Genomic DNA, 16,706 nt, shown 5'->3' on the forward strand with positions numbered 1-16,706 from the left:
CACGTTCACGCGGCGCGCGACAGCAGCAGCGCGTTGGTCCGCTTCACGAAGCTCGCCGGATCGTCGAGCATGCCGCCTTCGGCCAAGAGCGCCTGATCGAACAGCAGATGGCACCAGTCGCCGAAATCGGCGCTGTCGGCATTCAGCTGCTTCACGAGCGCATGCTCCGGATTGATCTCGAGGATCGGCTGCATCGCAGGCGCGTTCTGGCCGGCGGCCTTCAGCATCCGCTGCAGGTAGCCGCTCATGTCGTTGTCGTCCGCGACGAGGCACGACGGCGAATCGGTCAGACGGAACGTGACGCGCACTTCCTTCACCTTGTCGCCGAGCGCTTCCTTCATCTTCTCGACGACCGGCTTGATCGCCTCGCCGGCCTGCTCCTGCGCCTTCTTCTCCTCGTCGTTCAGCTCGCCGAGATCGAGATCGCCGCGGGCCACGCTCGCGAGCGGCTTGCCGTCGAATTCGTGCAGGAACGACAGCATCCATTCGTCGACGCGGTCGGTCAGCAGCAGCACCTCGACGCCCTTCTTGCGGAACACTTCCAGATGCGGGCTGTTCTTCGCGGCCTGCCACGTATCGGCGGTCACGTAGTAGATCTTGCTCTGCTCGGGCTTCATGCGCGACACGTAGTCGGCGAGCGACACGTCCTGCGCGTCGGTGTCGCCGTGCGTCGACGCGAAGCGCAGCAGCTTCGCGATGCGTTCGCGGTTCGCGTGGTCCTCGCCGAGGCCTTCCTTCAGCACCTGGCCGAACGCGCCCCAGAACGTCTTGTACTTCTCCTTGCCGGCATCCTCTTCCGCGTTCGCGAGTTCCTCGAGCATGGACAGCGCGCGCTTGGTCACGCCTTCGCGGATCGCCTTCACGTCACGGCTTTCCTGCAGGATCTCGCGCGACACGTTCAGCGGCAGGTCGGCCGAATCGACCACGCCCTTCACGAAGCGCAGGTATTGCGGCAGCAACTGCTCGGCGTCGTCCATGATGAACACGCGCTTCACGTACAGCTTCAGGCCGCCGCGATAGTCGCGGTTCCACAGGTCGAACGGCGCGTGCGCCGGCACGAACAGCAGCTGCGTGTATTCGCTGCGGCCCTCGACGCGGTTGTGGGTCCACGTGAGCGGATCCTGATGATCGTGCGCGATGTGCTGGTAGAACTGCGTGTACTGCTCGTCGGTGACGTCGCTCTTCGAACGCGTCCACAGCGCGCTCGCCTGGTTGACGGTCTCGTCCTCGTCCTTCAGGACCATCTCGCCCTTTTCCTGATCCCACTCTTCCTTCTGCATCAGGATCGGCAGCGCGATGTGGTCGGAGTACTTCTGGACGATCGACTTCAGGCGGTGCGACGACAGCAGGTCGTCCTCGCCTTCGCGCAGGTGCAGCGTGATCGTCGTGCCGCGCTGCGCGCGCTCGATCGCGTCGATCGTGAAATCGCCCTCGCCGGCGCTTTCCCAACGCACGGCTTCGCTCGCCGGCAGGCCCGCGCGGCGCGTTTCGACGGTGATCCTGTCCGCGACGATGAAGCCCGAGTAGAAGCCCACGCCGAACTGGCCGATCAGCGCCGCGTCCTTCTGCTGGTCGCCGGACAGCTTCGTGAAGAATTCCTTGGTGCCCGAACGCGCGATCGTGCCGAGGTTCGCGATCGCCTCGTCGCGGCTCATGCCGATGCCGTTGTCGTCGATCGTGATCGTGCGCGCGGCCTTGTCGTAGCCGATGCGGATGCGCAGGTTCGGATCGTTCTCGTACAGCGCGTTGTCCGCGAGCCCTTCGAAACGCAGCTTGTCGGCTGCGTCGGACGCATTCGACACCAGTTCGCGCAGGAAGATTTCCTTGTTGCTGTAGAGCGAATGGATCATCAGGTGGAGGAGTTGCTTGACCTCTGCCTGAAAGCTCATCGTTTCATGTGCCATGGATATTGTTTCCTCTTACTTGAACTGAAAAGGGGTAACGCCGGCGCCCGGCGCGCGATGCCGGCGGCCCCACGAAGGACGACCGCCTGGCGCCGGCGGTTTGCGCGCCTATCTGGGGACGGCACGCGGCATTTCAAGAGCCCGCCGCGCCGCGTCAGGACGCGCGCCGCGCCGCCGAGTCGATATAGCGCGCCAGCAGCCCCGGCAGCGCCGGATCGCCGCAGTTCGCGACGTTGAAGCGCATCCACGTGGACGGCGACTGCTGCGGCGAGAACAGGCTGCCCGGCGTCAGCAGGAAGCCGGCTTCGTGCGCGACCGCCGCGAGCGCGTCCGAATCGACGCCCGTGTCGGCCCACAGGAACATCCCCGCCGCCGGCATCGTGAAGAGCCCGAGCCCCGTGCGCTCGAGCATCCGAGCGGTCTTGTCGCGCACGCCGTCGAGCCGCGCGCGCAGCCGCTCGACGTGGCGCCGGTAATGCCCTTCGGTCAGGATCTTGTACAGCACGCGTTCGTTGAGCTCGGGCGTCGTCATCCCGACCAGCATCTTCTGGTCGGTGACCGCCTTCGCGATCTCCGGCGCGCAGGCCACGTACCCGACCCGCAAGTTCGCCGCGAGCGTCTTCGAATAGCTGCCGAGATAGATCACGCGCTTCAACTGGTCGAGGCTCGCGAGGCGCGTGGCCGGATAGCTGGGCGGACACAGATCGCCGTACACGTCGTCCTCGACCACGAGGAAATCGTAGGCCTCCGCGAGCTTCAGGATCCGGAACGCCTGCGCGGCCGACAGCGACGTGCCGGTCGGGTTCTGCAGCACCGAGTTGATCACGAGCATCTTCGGCCGCCACATCTGCACCAGGGTTTCGAGCGCGTCGAGATCGGGGCCGTCGGGCGTATACGGCATCCCGACGAGTTGTGCGCCCTGCGCCGCGAAACGGCCGAACATCTGGAACCACGCGGGATCGCCGACGATCACCGCATCGCCCGGCCGCATGTAGATCCGCGAAATCAGGTCGATGGCCTGCGTGATGCCGGAAACCAGCACGATCTGTTCGGGCTTCGCGCCGATCTCGACTTCGGCGAGGCGCGTCTGCAGTTGCTGGCGCAGCGGCAGGAAGCCCTGCGCGGTGCCAAAGCCGAGCATCTGCGCGCCCGACTGGCGCCCGAGCGCGCGCAGTGCACCGGTGATCAACTCGCCGTCGAGCCAGCGGCCCGGCAGGTAGCCGAGGCCCGGGCCCTTCTCCGGGCTGACGGTGTGCAGCATGTTGCGCAGCAGCCAGACGACGTCGATCGTGTTGTGCACGGGCGCGGCCTCGGCCACGCGCGCGACGCTGTCGGCCGGCTGCGGCCCGGCGCCCGTGCGCTCGCGCACGTAGAAGCCGGAGCCGCGCCGCGAGTCGAGGTAGCCCTGCGCAACGAGGCGCTCGTAGGCCTCGACGACGGTGAAGCGCGACACGCTCTTGTCGAGCGCGAGCTTGCGGATCGACGGCATGCGCATGCCGGGACGGAACACGCGTTCGTCGATGCGCCTGCGCGCCCACTGGACCAGCTGGTCGACGAGCGTGAGCGTGGCCGTGTCGTGCGGCGCGGGAATCTGGGCGAGTGGGACGGTGGACATGGGCGGCAGCTCCAACTGTACCGAAGGCTATCGCGCCGATTGTACCGTTACTGTGCCGGTAGCGACGATTACAGTTGACCGGAATGGCGATCGTGCGGCCGCCGTTCGCGCCCCGCCGCACCAGGCGCTGGGGCGCCGGCCCGTATTACGGCCCGTATTACGGCTCGTACCGCGGCCGGTGCGGCGGCCGGTCCGGCCGCCGCCCGGCTCGTCGCCCGCCTACCATGACACTTTCGTTTCCCGACCCACGTTCATGCCTGCTCGCTCCCTGACACTCGACCATCTCGTGATTGCCGCGCGCACCCTCGACGAAGGCGTGCGCCATGTCGCCGACGCACTCGGCATCGAACCGGCCGGCGGCGGCCGCCACCCGCTGATGCGGACCCACAATGCGCTGTTCGGCGCGTGGGGCGGGCTCTACCTCGAAGTGATCGCGATCGATCCCGACGCGCCCGCGCCGGACGACGAGGCGAAGCCGCCGCGCGCGCGGCTGTTCGGCCTCGACGATCCGGCGATCCACGCGCGGCTCGCGCAGGGCCCGTTTCTCGCGCACTGGGTCGCGCGCGTCGACCGCCCGCGCCAGCTTGCGCTGTGGCAGCGCCAGTATCCGGCCCGTATCGCGCCCGTCGTCGCGATGCGACGCGGCGACCTGAGCTGGGGCCTCACGGTGCCCGACGACGGCAGCTTCCCCGCCTGGCACGGCGCAGGCGACGGCCTCGTGCCGTCGCTGATCCAGTGGGACAGCCCACGCCATCCGGCCGAATCGCTGCCCGGCGACGGCATCGCGCTGAAAGCGCTCAAGGGGGCCCACCCGCGCGCGGATACGATCCGCGAGCAGCTCGACTGGCTCGGCGCCGCTCACCTGCTCGACGTCGAACCGACCGACGGTCCGCCGGCGCTCGTCGCCGAATTCGACACGCCGCAGGGCCCGCGCACGCTGCGCTGAACGCCCGCCCAATCACGACCACCCTGCAAGACGGAGACACCCACGACATGAATTCGCGCGAAACCCGGGGCATGCTGCTCGGCCTCATCGGCGTGATGATTTTCAGCCTGACGCTGCCGATGACGCGGATCGTCGTATCCGAACTCAACCCGCTGCTCAACGGGCTCGGCCGCGCGCTCGCCGCCGCCGTGCCGGCCGGGCTGCTGCTGTGGTGGCGCCGCGAGGCGCTGCCGACGCGCGCGCAACTGAAAAGCCTCGCGATCACGTCGGCCGGCGTGATCATCGCGTATCCGGTGTTCTCGGCCTGGGCGATGAAATCGGTGCCGGCGTCGCACGGCGCGGTGGTCAACGGGTTGCAGCCGTTGTTCGTCGCGCTGTATGCGGCATGGCTGTCGCACGAACGGCCGTCGAAGGCGTTCTGGGTCAGCGCGGTGGCCGGCAGCGCGCTCGTGATCGCGTTCGCGCTGCGCGACGGCGGCGGCACCGTGCAGGCCGGCGACGCGCTGATGCTCGTCGCGGTCGGCATCGGCGCGCTCGGCTATGCGGAAGGCGCGCGCCTTGCGCGCCAGATCGGCGGCTGGCAGGTGATCTGCTGGGCGCTCGTCGTGTCGGCGCCGCTCCTCGTGCTGCCGGTCGGCTGGCTCGCGTGGATGCAGCACGCCGCGCATCCGGGCCCGCTCGCGCTGCGCACGTGGCTCGCGTTCGGCTACGTGACCCTCTTTTCGCAGTTCATCGGCTTTTTCGCGTGGTACGCGGGACTCGCGATGGGCGGCACCGCGCGCGTCGGCCAGGTGCAACTGCTGCAGATTTTCTTCACGATCGCCTTTTCCGCGCTGCTGTTCGGCGAAACGGTCACATCGTCGACGTGGCTGTTCGCGGCCGCCGTGATCGCGACCGTGGTGCTCGGGCGCCGCTCGGCGGTCGCCACCACCGCGCAACCGGCTCGCGCCGGCTGAACAGGTGCGCCATAATGACCGTTTTGCCTGATCGGTTTTGCCCACCCAGCCGTGAAGGCTCGATCGCACTCGCGTTCGCCCACCCGGCAGCGTCGAAGCGATCCGCCCGAACGACCTTTCTTGACTGACCACGATATCCGAACGAGGAGACTATGAATCCGAGCGACCTGCATCCGCCGCACTGGCAGCTTTCCGAACGCGCCCGCAAGCTGACGAGCTCTGCGATCCGCGAGATCCTGAAGGTCACGGAACGCCCCGAGGTCATCTCGTTCGCCGGCGGCCTGCCCGCCCCCGCGACGTTCCCGGCGGAACGCATGCGCGCCGCCGCCGACCGCGTGCTGCGCGACGCGCCGGCCGCCGCGCTCCAGTACAGCGCGACCGAAGGCTACCTGCCGCTGCGCGAGTGGATCGCCGAACGCTACGGCGTGCGCGTGTCGCAGGTGCTGATCACGACCGGCTCGCAGCAGGCACTCGACCTGCTCGGCAAGTCGCTGATCGACCCGAACAGCCCGATCCTCGTCGAAACGCCGACCTACCTCGGCGCGCTGCAATCGTTCTCGCTGTACGAGCCGCGCTACGTGCAGGTGCCCACCGACGAGCAGGGCCTGCTGCCGGAAGGTCTCACGCCCGAACTCACGCAAGGCGCGCGCCTGCTGTACGCGCAGCCGAACTTCCAGAACCCGACCGGCCGCCGCCTGCCCGTCGAGCGCCGCCGCGCGCTCGCCGCGTTCGCGCAGTCGAGCCCGTTCCCGGTGCTGGAAGACGATCCGTACGGCGCGCTGAACTACCAGGGCGAGCCGCTGCCGACGATGCTGTCGATGGCGCCCGACCACGTCGTGCACCTCGGCACGTTCTCGAAGGTGCTCGCGCCGGGCCTGCGGATCGGCTACATCATCGCGCCCGAGGAACTCCACTTCAAGCTCGTGCAGGCCAAGCAGGCCACCGACCTGCACACGCCGACGATCACGCAGCGCATCGCGCACGAAGTGATCAAGGACGGCTTTCTCGACGAGCACATCCCGACGATCCGCGAGCTGTACAGCGCGCAGTGCGACGCGATGCTCGGCGCGCTCACGCGCCACATGCCGGAAGGCGTCACCTGGAATCGCCCGGAAGGCGGGATGTTCATCTGGGTGAACCTGCCCGCGCAGATCGACAGCATGAAGCTGCTCGCCGCGGCCGTCGACAACCACGTCGCCTTCGTGCCGGGCGCGCCGTTCTTCGCGGAGAACGCGCAGCAGAACACGCTGCGCCTGTCGTTCGTGACGGTGCCGCCCGAGAAGATCGAGGAAGGCGTCGCGCGCCTCGGCAAGCTGCTGCGCGAGCGCCTCTGATCCCCTTTTTCCCTGTCACGACTCTCTACGAGGAATCGAACGCATGGCTAACGTCTACGACAAACTGAAGTCGCTCGGCATCGAACTCCCGAACGCCGGCGCACCGGCTGCCGCCTACGTGATGAGCGCGCAAAGCGGCAACACGGTCTACCTGTCGGGCCACATCGCGAAGAAGGACGGCAAGGTCTGGGCCGGCAAGCTCGGTGCGGATCTGCAAACGGAAGACGGCAAGGCGGCCGCCCGCTCGATCGCGATCGACCTGCTCGCGACGCTGCACGCGCACACCGGCGACCTGAACAAGGTCACGCGCATCGTCAAGCTGATGAGCCTCGTCAACTCGACGCTCGACTTCACCGAACAGCACGTCGTGACGAACGGCGCATCGGAGCTGATCGCCGAAGTGTTCGGCGACGCGGGCAAGCATGCGCGCTCGGCGTTCGGCGTCGCGCAGATCCCGCTCGGCGCGTGCGTCGAGATCGAACTGATCGCCGAAGTCGCGTAACGGGGCACATCGCGATGCCTGGCCGTCTCGTTCGTTTCAAGCAGGTCGACGTGTTCACGTCGGTGCCGTTCAAGGGCAATCCGCTTGCCGTGGTGTTCGACGCCGATTCGCTCGGCGACGACGCCATGCTCGAGATCGCCCGCTGGACAAACCTGTCGGAAACGACATTCCTCTGCACGCCGACCGATCCGCAAGCCGACTATCGCGTGCGGATCTTCACGACGGGCGGCGAACTGCCGTTCGCCGGCCACCCGACGCTCGGCACCGCGCATGCGTTCCTCGAAAGCGGCGCGCGGCCGCGCACGCCGGGCCGGCTGATCCAGCAGTGCGGGGTTGGCCGGGTCGCACTGCGCGAGCAGGCCGGCGGCTGGGCATTCGCCGCGCCGCCGGCACGCGTCACGCCGCTCGACCGTTCGGACTACGCGGCACTGGCCGCCGCGCTGCGCAGCGACGCGCTCGACCTGGACGCCGAGCCGTGCGCGGTGGACAACGGCGCGCCGTGGCTCGTCGTGCGGCTGAAGTCGGCCGACGCGTGCATCGGCCTGTCGCCCGATCCGGCCGCGCTCGCGGCGCTTACCCACAGCTACGGCGTGCACGGCGTGGCCGCCTACGCGCCGCACGCCGAAGGCGGCCCCGCGACGTTCGAGATTCGCTGCCTGATGACGGGCGACAAGTTCGGCACCCCCGGCGAGGATCCCGTCACCGGCAGCGCGAACGCCGCGCTCGCCGGGTTGCTGACGCGCCAGGATCGCCGCCCCGGCCCGTCGTACACGGCCCGCCAGGGCACGGCGATCGGCCGCGACGGCCGCATTTTCGTCAGCTACGACGAAGACGGCACGACCTGGATCGGCGGCCACGTCGTCACGGTCGTCGACGGCACGTTCCGGTCGCCCGCCTGACATTTCGCGATGTGCGATGGCGCCGGCTCGTCCGGCGCCCTACGCTTTGCCCAACTATCGCAAAAACGTTCCAGCCAGTAATATCGGGCCTAATCCGTTGTTTCGGAGGTCTGTCCATGGTTGCGCGTCCCGCGAACGAACAGACGTCGGGACAATCCGAACCATAGCCGGCCATCCAGACGGATGGCGCACGCGAGCAGGACGCCGCCCTCTTCGATGAGCTCCGCCCGGTCCAACCACACGCCGCCGAACCGGCCGCTGCGCGCGCCGCGCAAATCGCGCCGGCGTGCGCTGTTTGCCATCCCGCTGCTCGGGATGCTGGCGCTCGCGCTGCTGTGGGCCGTGATCATCGCGCGTCTGTCCGTTGAAAAGGACAGCGCCTACAAGGAAGCGGCGGCCTCCGCGGCGATCCTGTCGTCCGCGCTCGAGCAGCATACGGTCAAGGCGATCCACCAGGTCGACCAGATCACCCGCTTCGTCAAGTTCGAATTCGAGAAATCGCCGGCGCGCTTCAATCTCGCGAGCGCCGTCGAGAAAGGCGTCGTGCCGAGCGACACGCTGATCCAGGTGTCGCTCGTCAACGCGAAGGGCATCCTGTTCGCGAACACCGCCGAGCTCCATCCGCAGCCGATCAACCTCTCCGACCGCGAGCACTTCAAGGTTCACCTCGCGCACAACGACGACCGCCTCTTCATCAGCAAGCCCGTGCTCGGCCGCGTGTCGAGCCACTGGACGCTGCAGATGACGCGGCGCCTGAACAACCCGGACGGCAGCTTCGCGGGCATCGTCGTGGTGTCGGAAGACCCGAGCTACTTCACGAACGATTTCTACAACAACGCGGCCATCGGCAAGGAAGGCGTGATCTCGGTCGTATCCGACACGGGCGCGGTGCTCGCGCGGCGCACGGGTTCGGTGAGCAACGCTCCGGGCGCGTTTTCGGCCTCGGGCGTCTACCCGATCGCGGAGCGCGTGACGGGCACGATCGTCGATCCGATCGACGGCGTGACGCGCATCGTGTCGTACCGCCACCTCGACGGCTACCCGCTCGCGGTGATGGTCGGGCTGTCGCAGACGGAGGAGTTCGCGGACTACTACCACACGCGCAACGTCTACCTGCTGATGACGAGCTTCATCACGCTCGCGATGCTCGCGTTCTTCGGCGTCGCGACGGGGCTGATCGGCAAGCTGCTCGGCCGCGAGCGCGAAATGACGCAGCTCGCCGAATACGACCTGCTCACCGGCCTCGCGAACCGCTATGCGACGCTGCGCGGGCTGCGCAACGACGTGTCGATGCCCGCGAGCCTGTCGCGGCTCGGCCTGCTGTTCATCGATCTCGACAACTTCAAGACCGTCAACGACACGCTCGGCCACAACGCCGGCGACATCGTGCTGCAGATGACCGCGTCGCGCCTGGCCGATGCGGTCGACGACGAAGGCTCGCTCGCGCGCATCGGCGGCGACGAGTTCGTGGTCGTGATGAAGGGCGACGACGTCGAGCGGCGCGCGGTGCGGCTCGCGGAAGCGATCATCCGGATGTTCAGCGAGCCGTTCGACGTACGCGGCAGTTCGTTCGTGCTGCATGCGAGCATCGGCATCGCGCTGCACACCGTCGCGAACGAAAGCGAGATCGACCTGCTGAAAAAGGCCGACCTCGCGATGTACAGCGCGAAGGACGCCGGCAAGAACTGCTACCAGTTCTATGCGCCGCATCTGTCGCACCGCGCCGACCACCTGATGCGCTGGGAACAGCAATTGCGCGTCGCGCTCGCCGAGGGGCAGCTGTTCCTCGCGTACCAGCCGAAGATCGACCTCACGCACCGCACCATCACCGGCTTCGAGGCGCTCGCGCGCTGGGATCATCCGGAACACGGCGTCATCTCCGCGAACGAATTCATTTCGATCGCCGAATCGACCGGCCTGATCGTGCCGATCGGCGACTTCGTGATCCGCACCGCGTGCGAGCAGATCGCGCACTGGCGCGACGAAGGCCACGACACGCTGACGCTCGCGGTCAACATCTCGCCCGTGCAGTTCTGGCGCGGCGACCTGATCGAGACGATCTCGCAGGCGCTGCAGGACACCGGCATCGACGCGAACCGGCTCGAGCTCGAGATCACCGAAACCGCGATGATGGAATATCCGGAACTCGTGTCCGAGAAGATCGTCGCGCTGAAAAAGCTCGGCATCCGGATCGCGCTCGACGATTTCGGCACCGGCTATTCGTCGCTGTCCTATCTGCACCGCTTCTCCGTCGACACGCTGAAGGTCGACCGCTCGTTCGTGCAGGCGATTCCGACCGATCGCAGCGTGTGCGTGATGGTGTCGTCGATCGTGCATCTCGCGCGCTCGCTCGGGCTGACCGTCGTCGTCGAGGGCACGGAGACCGAGGAGCAGATCACGTGGCTGTCCGCGCTCGGCGAAATCGAGGCGCAGGGCTTCCTGTTCTCGCGCCCGGTGCCGGCCGATGCGATTCCCGCGCTGATCGCACGCTTCGGCGTGCGCGGCGATCATCCGAACGTCGTCGCGCATCGCGCGACCGGCAGCACGGGCGCCTGAGCGCCGCGCCGCTGCCGCCGTTGCGCGCGTTGCGCGCTGCCGCAATTGTTCCGTTTTCCGATCCTATCGTTTAGTTCATTAACTAGCGTTTTCGCGCATGGCAGTGTCATGATGCGCGGCGGACAATCGGGAGGGCCTACGTGTCGGCGGGCCGCCGGCATGACCATACGCGAGAGATCCGGCCCCGCGCCAACCACACGATCATGACTACCGTCGAAGTCGAAGCGACCGCTCGTGTCGAAGAGGCACCGGCATCCCTATGGGCCTTGTTCAAGGTCGTCGCCGGTATTTCGGCCGTCTCGTGGGGCGGGCTTTCGATGATGGCGCAACTCGAACGCCATTACGTGGAGCGGCTGCAGCGCATCGAGCCGCACGTCTTCGGCGATCTCGTCGCGCTCGCGTGGCTCGTCCCGGGCCCCGTCGGCTGCAACGTCGCCGTGCAGGTCGGTCAGGTGCTGCATGGCCGGGCGGGCGCATGGGTCGCCGGCACGGCGAGCGTGCTGCCGTTCTCGATCCTGATGACGCTGTTCGCGATCTTCTATCAGACGCCGCTCGTGCGCTCGCTTGCGGCGCCGATGCTGATCAATCACTTCGGGATGGTGCTTGCCGCGTTGATCGGCGTCACGTGGGTCAAGCAGTTGCGCTCGCTCGCGCGCACGCGGCTCGAACAGTCGATCGCCGCGCTATCGACGATTCTGCTCGCTTTCGCGCATAGTCCGGCCGCTTTCGTCGGGATTCTGTTCGCCGCATTTGCAGCGGGCTGGCTGACGGGGCCGTCGCAACGCGACGCGGTCGATTTCACGCTGTCGAAACGCGACCGCGGCCTGCTCGTGCTGCTCGGCGTGCTCGTCCTGCTGTTCGCGGTGCCACTGCCCGGCGATTACCAGGACGAGTTGCTGTGGCCGCGCCTCGCGGGCGCCGGCATGACGTTGTTCGGCGGCGGCTTCTCCGCGCTGCCGGTGCTCAAGACGCTGTTCGTCTCGCCGGCAACCGGCATCTCCGATCACGACTTCACGCTGGCGTTCGCGCTGTCGCCGGTCGCGCCGGGGCCGTTGCTGAATGTGGTGCCGTTTCTCGGCTACCTGACCGACGGCTGGGTCGGCGCGCTGCTCGCCACCGCCGCGCTGTTCATTCCGTCGGGATGCCTCGTCGTGTTCGCGCAGAACCACCTGTTCCGGCTCAAGCGCCATTCGCGCTTCGAGCACGGGATGCGCCTGCTGCGCGCGGCGACGACGGGCTTTCTCGTGGTCGCCGTCGTGAAGATCCTGCATCGCGAGCCGGCCGACCCGATTTACTGGCTGACGGGCGCCTTCGCGACGCTGTGCTTCACGCGCTTCAAGGTGCCCGTCTATGCCGTGTACGGCGCGGTCGCCGTTGCATGCAGCGTGTGGCTGTGGGCCGCCGCGCGTTGACGGGCGGCGGCCTTCCCTGCGAGGCCTGGCGTACCCGGCTCCGTCAACCGGCCTGCACCGCGACCCGGCGGGCCATCCAGCGGGCGCGCAGCGCGTCGTATGCGAGGTTGAAGCAGAACGTGTAAGGCAGGAAGAACAGCACGATGCCGAGGTCGAGCAGCAGCGCCTCGACGAGGCTCACCTCCAGCCACCACGCGGCAACCGGCACCACCATCGCGACGAGGCCGAGCTCGAACATCACCGCGTGCGCGACCCGCATGCCGAGCGTGCGCGACAACCCGGCCCGCCGCTCGAAGCGGTCGAACAGCGCGTTGAAGGTCATGTTCCACGCCATCGCGATCAGCGACACCATCACCGTCAGCACACCGACGTGCGACACCGGCATGTCGAGCAGCCACGCGCCGATCGGCGCGCACAGGGCGATCGCCACCAGTTCGAACGTCAGCGCGTGCAGCAGCCGTTCCGTCACCGTTTTATTCGTCTGTTTCATGATGCTCTCCAATGCATGACCTGATCCATGTCGGCCATTCTGATCGGCGATACCGCGTGAATCCAGTTTGATATCATCGGTTTTACCGATATAACGCCGCCAGGAGCATTGCATGCACCACGCCCCCGAAGCCCTGCTCGCATTCGCCGAAGCGGCGCTCCTCGGCTCGTTTACGGCCGCCGCACGCAAGCTCGGCAAGCGTCAGTCGACCGTGTCGGAGGCGATCGCGAACCTCGAAATCGATCTCGGCGTGCAGTTGTTCGATCGCTCGACGCGCACGCCGACGCTCACCGACGCCGGGCGCGCACTGCTGCCGCAGGTGCAGCGCGCGCTCGAAGCCGGCGCGGCGATCGACCGCACGGCCGCCCGGCTCGCGCACGGCGAGGAAGCGCGCCTCACGCTCGTCGTGTCGGATACGTACCAGTCGAAGCGCTACGAAGAGACGTTGATGGCGCTCGAACGGCGCTTTCCGGCACTCGAGCTCGAATGCCAGATCGCCGAGCACGACGACGTGCTCGACCTGATCCAGCAAGGCCGCGCGCAACTCGGGCTGATGGCCGCGCGCGCGACCTACCCGGCCGATATCGGCGCGGCGACGGTGGCGGAGGAATCGGAGATCGGGCTGTTCGTCGGCCGCACGCACGCGCTCGCCGAATACGGCGACGCCGAGGTGCCGCACGCGGCGCTGCGCGACGTGCGCGAACTGCGCCTCAATACGTACGTGAAGACCGAAGGCCGCGGCACCGACGACCGGATCGTCGTCGGCACGCAGCACTGGCTGGCGCCGAGCTACCTGATGCTGCTGGAGATGGCCGTACTGGGGTTCGGCTGGGCGGAACTGCCGCGCTGGATGGTCGAGCACTTCGCACGCGACCGCTTGTGCGAGCTGCGCTCGCGCGGCTGGCCGCGCCGCGTACGGGTGGATGCGGTCTGGTCGCGCAACCGGCCGCTCGGGCCGGCCGGTTCATGGCTGCTCGACGCGATGCTGGCCGCGTAGCGGCGCGTGCGGCCGCGCTGCGGCCTGTGGCCGAGAGCTGGCGCCGGCCCGTCAGAAACCGCGCGAAAGCACGGCCGCGCCGATCGTGACGACGCCGAGCACGAGGTTCACGACGACGAGCATGCGCACCGCGTTCACCGCGCGCGCGCCGTCCGGCCAGTTCTGCGCCTGCACCGCACGGCGAATGCGCGGGAACAGCGCGAAGCGGATGTGCCCGAAGATCAGCATCATCACGACGCCGAGCCCGGCCATCGCATGCAGTGACCAGGTCGCGTGCGCCCCGCCGAAGCTCATCAGCAGGAACCCGCCGGACAGCAGGATCACGATCACGGCCCCCGACACCCAGTTGAAGAAGCGGCCGAACACGCCTTCGATCAGCGGCAACCGGAGCTGCGGCGACAGGTCGGACAGCGCCGGGCGCAGGCAGAAGTTCGCGAAGACCATCCCGCCCACCCACACGGCGACGGCCAGCAGGTGAAGAAACAGCGCGACGGCAACGGCATGGGACATGGGGACGATCCTGTGATGAGTGGGGTGCAGCGAACGGCCGCGTCGCACGCGGCATCAAGCGACGTTCGACCCGCCAGCCGCGTCGCGGTTCAGGCCCTCGGCGCGATTTCACATTATTTTGCAAGTTCCGCGTGTCAACGCCACGCTTGCTTACCCGAATCCCGCGCCGGAAAGAAAAAGCCGCACGCCCGCCGAAGCGGACGTGCGGCCTTCGATCGCGGCTGAACCGTGCGACCGCGTAGCGTCAGCCGAGCAGCGGCCGCAGCTCGTTGACGACCCTGAGCTTCGTCTCCGGCGCGCGGCCCTTGCGTGCGCGCTTGCCGATGTGCGGCGCGAGCCCGGCATACGACAGCGTGTCGTCCTGCGCCTTGCCGCCGCGGCCGGTGCCGATCAGCACGACGCCCGCCGGATCGATCGCCAGCGCCTGCACGAGCGTTTCCTTGTCGTCGAGCGCCATCAGGATCACGCCGCGTCCGCCGCCGGACAGCGTCTTCATCTCGTCCATCCCGAACACGAGCAAGCGCCCGCCGCTCGACAGACACGCGACCTGCGTCGCATTCGGCAGCACCGGCATCGGCGCGAGCGGCACCGCGCCCGCATCGATGGTCATGAACGACTTGCCGGCCTTCACGCGGCTCACCATGTCGCCGACCTTCGCGAGGAAGCCGAAGCCGTTGCTCGACGCGAGCAGCAGTTGCTGGTCGGCCGGCGCCGCGTAGTAGTGCATCAGGTGCGAGCCCGATTCGAGCTCGATCAGCGACGTGACCGGCACGCCGTCGCCGCGCCCGCCCGGCAGCACCGACACGTCGACCGAATACACGCGGCCGCTGCTGCCCCATGCGATCAGGCGATCCGGCGTGCGGCACTGGAATGCCGCGTACAGGTGGTCGCCCGCCTTGAACGTGAAGCCGGCCGGGTCGAGCCCGTGGCCCTTCAGCGCACGCACCCAGCCCTTCTGCGATACGACCACCGTCACCGGCTCGTCGACCACCTTCGCCTCGAACGTCGCGCGCTTTTCCTGCTGGATCAGCGTGCGGCGATCGTCGCCGTACTGCTTCGCATCGGCCTCGATTTCCTTGATCATCAGCCGCTTCATCGCGCTTTCGTTCGCGAGCAGCTCCTCGAGCTTCGCCTTCTCGTCGCGCAGCGTCTCGAGTTCCTTCTCGATCTTGATCTTCTCGAGCCGCGCCAGTTGACGCAGGCGGATTTCGAGGATGTCCTCGGCCTGCCGCTCGCTGAGGCCGAACGCGCTCATCAGCGCGGCCTTCGGCTCGTCCGACTCGCGGATGATGCGGATCACCTCGTCGATGTTCAGGAAGACGATCATCCGCCCTTCGAGGATGTGGATGCGGTCGTCGACCTTGCCGAGACGGTGGCGCGTGCGTCGCGTCATCGTCAGCTGGCGGAACTTCACCCATTCGTCGAGAATCGTCAGCAGGCCCTTCTGGCCCGGCCGGCCGTCGGCGCCGATCATCACGAGGTTCAGCGTCGCGTTCGATTCGAGGCTCGTGTACGCGAGCAGCGTGTTCACGAATTCCGTCTGGTCGATCGTGCGCGACTTCGGCTCGAACACGAGCCGCACCGCCGCTTCCTTGCCCGACTCGTCGCGCACCGCGTCGAGCAGGTCGAGCATCGCCTTCTTCGTGTTGAGCTGCTCGGGCGTCAGCGTCTTCTTGCCGAGCTTGAGCTTCGGGTTGGTCAGTTCCTCGATTTCCTCGAGCACCTTCTGGCCCGACGTGCTCGGCGGCAGCTCGGTCACGACGAGCTGCCACTGGCCGCGCGCGAGATCCTCGATCTTCCACTTCGCACGTACCTTCACGCTGCCGCGGCCCGTTTCGTACGCCGCCGAGATTTCGGTATCGCTCGAGATGATCTGGCCGCCGCCGGGGAAATCCGGACCGGGGATCAGGTTCATCAGCTCCGCGTGCGTGAGCTTCGGATTGCGGATCAGCGCGACCGCCGCGGCCGCGACCTCGCGCAGGTTGTGCGACGGGATTTCGGTGGCCAGGCCGACCGCGATGCCCGACGCGCCGTTCAGCAGCACGAACGGCATGCGGCTCGGCAGCGTCTTCGGCTCCTCGAACGAGCCGTCGTAGTTCGGCATGAAGTCGACCGTGCCCTGGTCGATCTCGTCGAGCAGCAGCTTCGCGATCGGCGTGAGGCGCGCTTCCGTGTAACGCATCGCCGCCGCGCCGTCGCCGTCGCGCGAGCCGAAGTTGCCCTGCCCGTCGATCAGCGGATAGCGCAGCGAGAAATTCTGCGCGAGACGCACGAGCGCGTCGTACGCCGACTGGTCGCCGTGCGGATGGTATTTACCGAGCACGTCGCCGACCACCCGCGCCGACTTCACCGGCTTCGCGTCGGGCCCGAGGCCCATTTCGTTCATCGCGAACAGGATCCGGCGCTGCACCGGCTTCTGGCCGTCGCACACGTCGGGCAGCGCGCGGCTTTTCACGACGCTGACCGCGTAGCTGAGATACGCCTGTTCCGCGTAGTTGCCGAGCGTCAGCGCGTCGCTCTCGGGCGCGTCGGGGCTGGCAAAGAGATCGGAAGTATTGTCGTCCATCTGAATTCCGTATTCGTAA

The 16,706-nt window shown here is 67.7% G+C and carries 13 protein-coding genes; 8 read left to right on the forward strand and 5 right to left on the reverse strand.

Translation table 11 applies throughout. The features are described 5' to 3' along the window. Positions 1-5: 5 nt before the first annotated feature. Both htpG and CFB46_RS16405 read right to left on the reverse strand, forming a co-directional pair. Entirely contained in the window at positions 6-1,904 is a 1,899-nt protein-coding gene (gene htpG, locus CFB46_RS16400; RefSeq protein ID WP_027785072.1) for a molecular chaperone HtpG, read from the reverse strand. Between the two features lie 154 nt (positions 1,905-2,058). Then, on the reverse strand, positions 2,059-3,519 hold the full coding sequence (locus CFB46_RS16405; RefSeq protein WP_027785073.1) for an aminotransferase-like domain-containing protein: 1,461 nt from the start codon (positions 3,517-3,519) through the stop codon (positions 2,059-2,061). A 253-nt stretch (positions 3,520-3,772) separates the two neighbouring features. Here CFB46_RS16405 and CFB46_RS16410 point away from each other — a divergent pair, with 253 nt between their 5' ends. From CFB46_RS16410 to CFB46_RS16445, 7 genes are all read left to right on the forward strand, one after another. After that, positions 3,773-4,465: a VOC family protein gene (locus tag CFB46_RS16410; protein WP_089500506.1), complete on the forward strand. Its 693-nt coding sequence runs from the start codon at positions 3,773-3,775 to the stop codon at positions 4,463-4,465. 47 nt (positions 4,466-4,512) lie between these two features. Further along, on the forward strand, positions 4,513-5,421 hold the full coding sequence (locus tag CFB46_RS16415; protein WP_089500507.1) for a DMT family transporter: 909 nt from the start codon (positions 4,513-4,515) through the stop codon (positions 5,419-5,421). A gap of 152 nt (positions 5,422-5,573) precedes the next feature. Then, positions 5,574-6,755 (forward strand): aminotransferase-like domain-containing protein, encoded by a 1,182-nt coding sequence (locus CFB46_RS16420; protein WP_089500508.1) that lies wholly within the window; start codon positions 5,574-5,576, stop codon positions 6,753-6,755. A 43-nt stretch (positions 6,756-6,798) separates the two neighbouring features. After that, the gene (locus CFB46_RS16425) at positions 6,799-7,257 is read left to right on the forward strand and encodes a RidA family protein (protein ID WP_089500509.1); all 459 of its coding nucleotides are present in this window, start codon (positions 6,799-6,801) and stop codon (positions 7,255-7,257) included. Positions 7,258-7,271: 14 nt separating this feature from the next. After that, positions 7,272-8,156 (forward strand): PhzF family phenazine biosynthesis protein, encoded by an 885-nt coding sequence (locus tag CFB46_RS16430; protein ID WP_089500510.1) that lies wholly within the window; start codon positions 7,272-7,274, stop codon positions 8,154-8,156. A 216-nt stretch (positions 8,157-8,372) separates the two neighbouring features. Next, positions 8,373-10,712 carry a bifunctional diguanylate cyclase/phosphodiesterase gene (locus CFB46_RS16440; RefSeq protein ID WP_089500522.1) on the forward strand — a complete coding sequence of 780 codons (2,340 nt, stop codon included), beginning with the start codon at positions 8,373-8,375 and terminating at the stop codon, positions 10,710-10,712. Positions 10,713-10,915: 203 nt separating this feature from the next. Continuing rightward, a complete protein-coding gene (locus CFB46_RS16445) occupies positions 10,916-12,124 on the forward strand; it encodes a chromate transporter (protein WP_089500511.1) in 1,209 nt (402 codons plus the stop codon). Positions 12,125-12,167: 43 nt separating this feature from the next. Here the strand turns inward: CFB46_RS16445 and CFB46_RS16450 are convergent, their stop codons facing one another. Then, positions 12,168-12,614, reverse strand: coding sequence for a multidrug/biocide efflux PACE transporter (locus tag CFB46_RS16450; RefSeq protein WP_089500523.1), 447 nt, complete (start codon positions 12,612-12,614; stop codon positions 12,168-12,170). A gap of 112 nt (positions 12,615-12,726) precedes the next feature. Between CFB46_RS16450 and CFB46_RS16455 the strand changes: the two genes are divergently transcribed. Then, positions 12,727-13,611 (forward strand): LysR family transcriptional regulator, encoded by an 885-nt coding sequence (locus CFB46_RS16455; protein ID WP_089500512.1) that lies wholly within the window; start codon positions 12,727-12,729, stop codon positions 13,609-13,611. 51 nt (positions 13,612-13,662) lie between these two features. Here the strand turns inward: CFB46_RS16455 and CFB46_RS16460 are convergent, their stop codons facing one another. Together CFB46_RS16460 and parC are read right to left on the reverse strand one after the other, a co-directional pair. Further along, the gene (locus CFB46_RS16460; RefSeq protein WP_027785083.1) at positions 13,663-14,121 is read right to left on the reverse strand and encodes a CopD family protein; all 459 of its coding nucleotides are present in this window, start codon (positions 14,119-14,121) and stop codon (positions 13,663-13,665) included. Between the two features lie 244 nt (positions 14,122-14,365). Then, the gene (gene parC / locus CFB46_RS16465; protein ID WP_089500513.1) at positions 14,366-16,687 is read right to left on the reverse strand and encodes a DNA topoisomerase IV subunit A; all 2,322 of its coding nucleotides are present in this window, start codon (positions 16,685-16,687) and stop codon (positions 14,366-14,368) included. Positions 16,688-16,706: the final 19 nt, after the last annotated feature.

It is taken from the genome of Burkholderia sp. HI2761 (genome assembly GCF_002223355.1).
Lineage (GTDB): Bacteria > Pseudomonadota > Gammaproteobacteria > Burkholderiales > Burkholderiaceae > Burkholderia.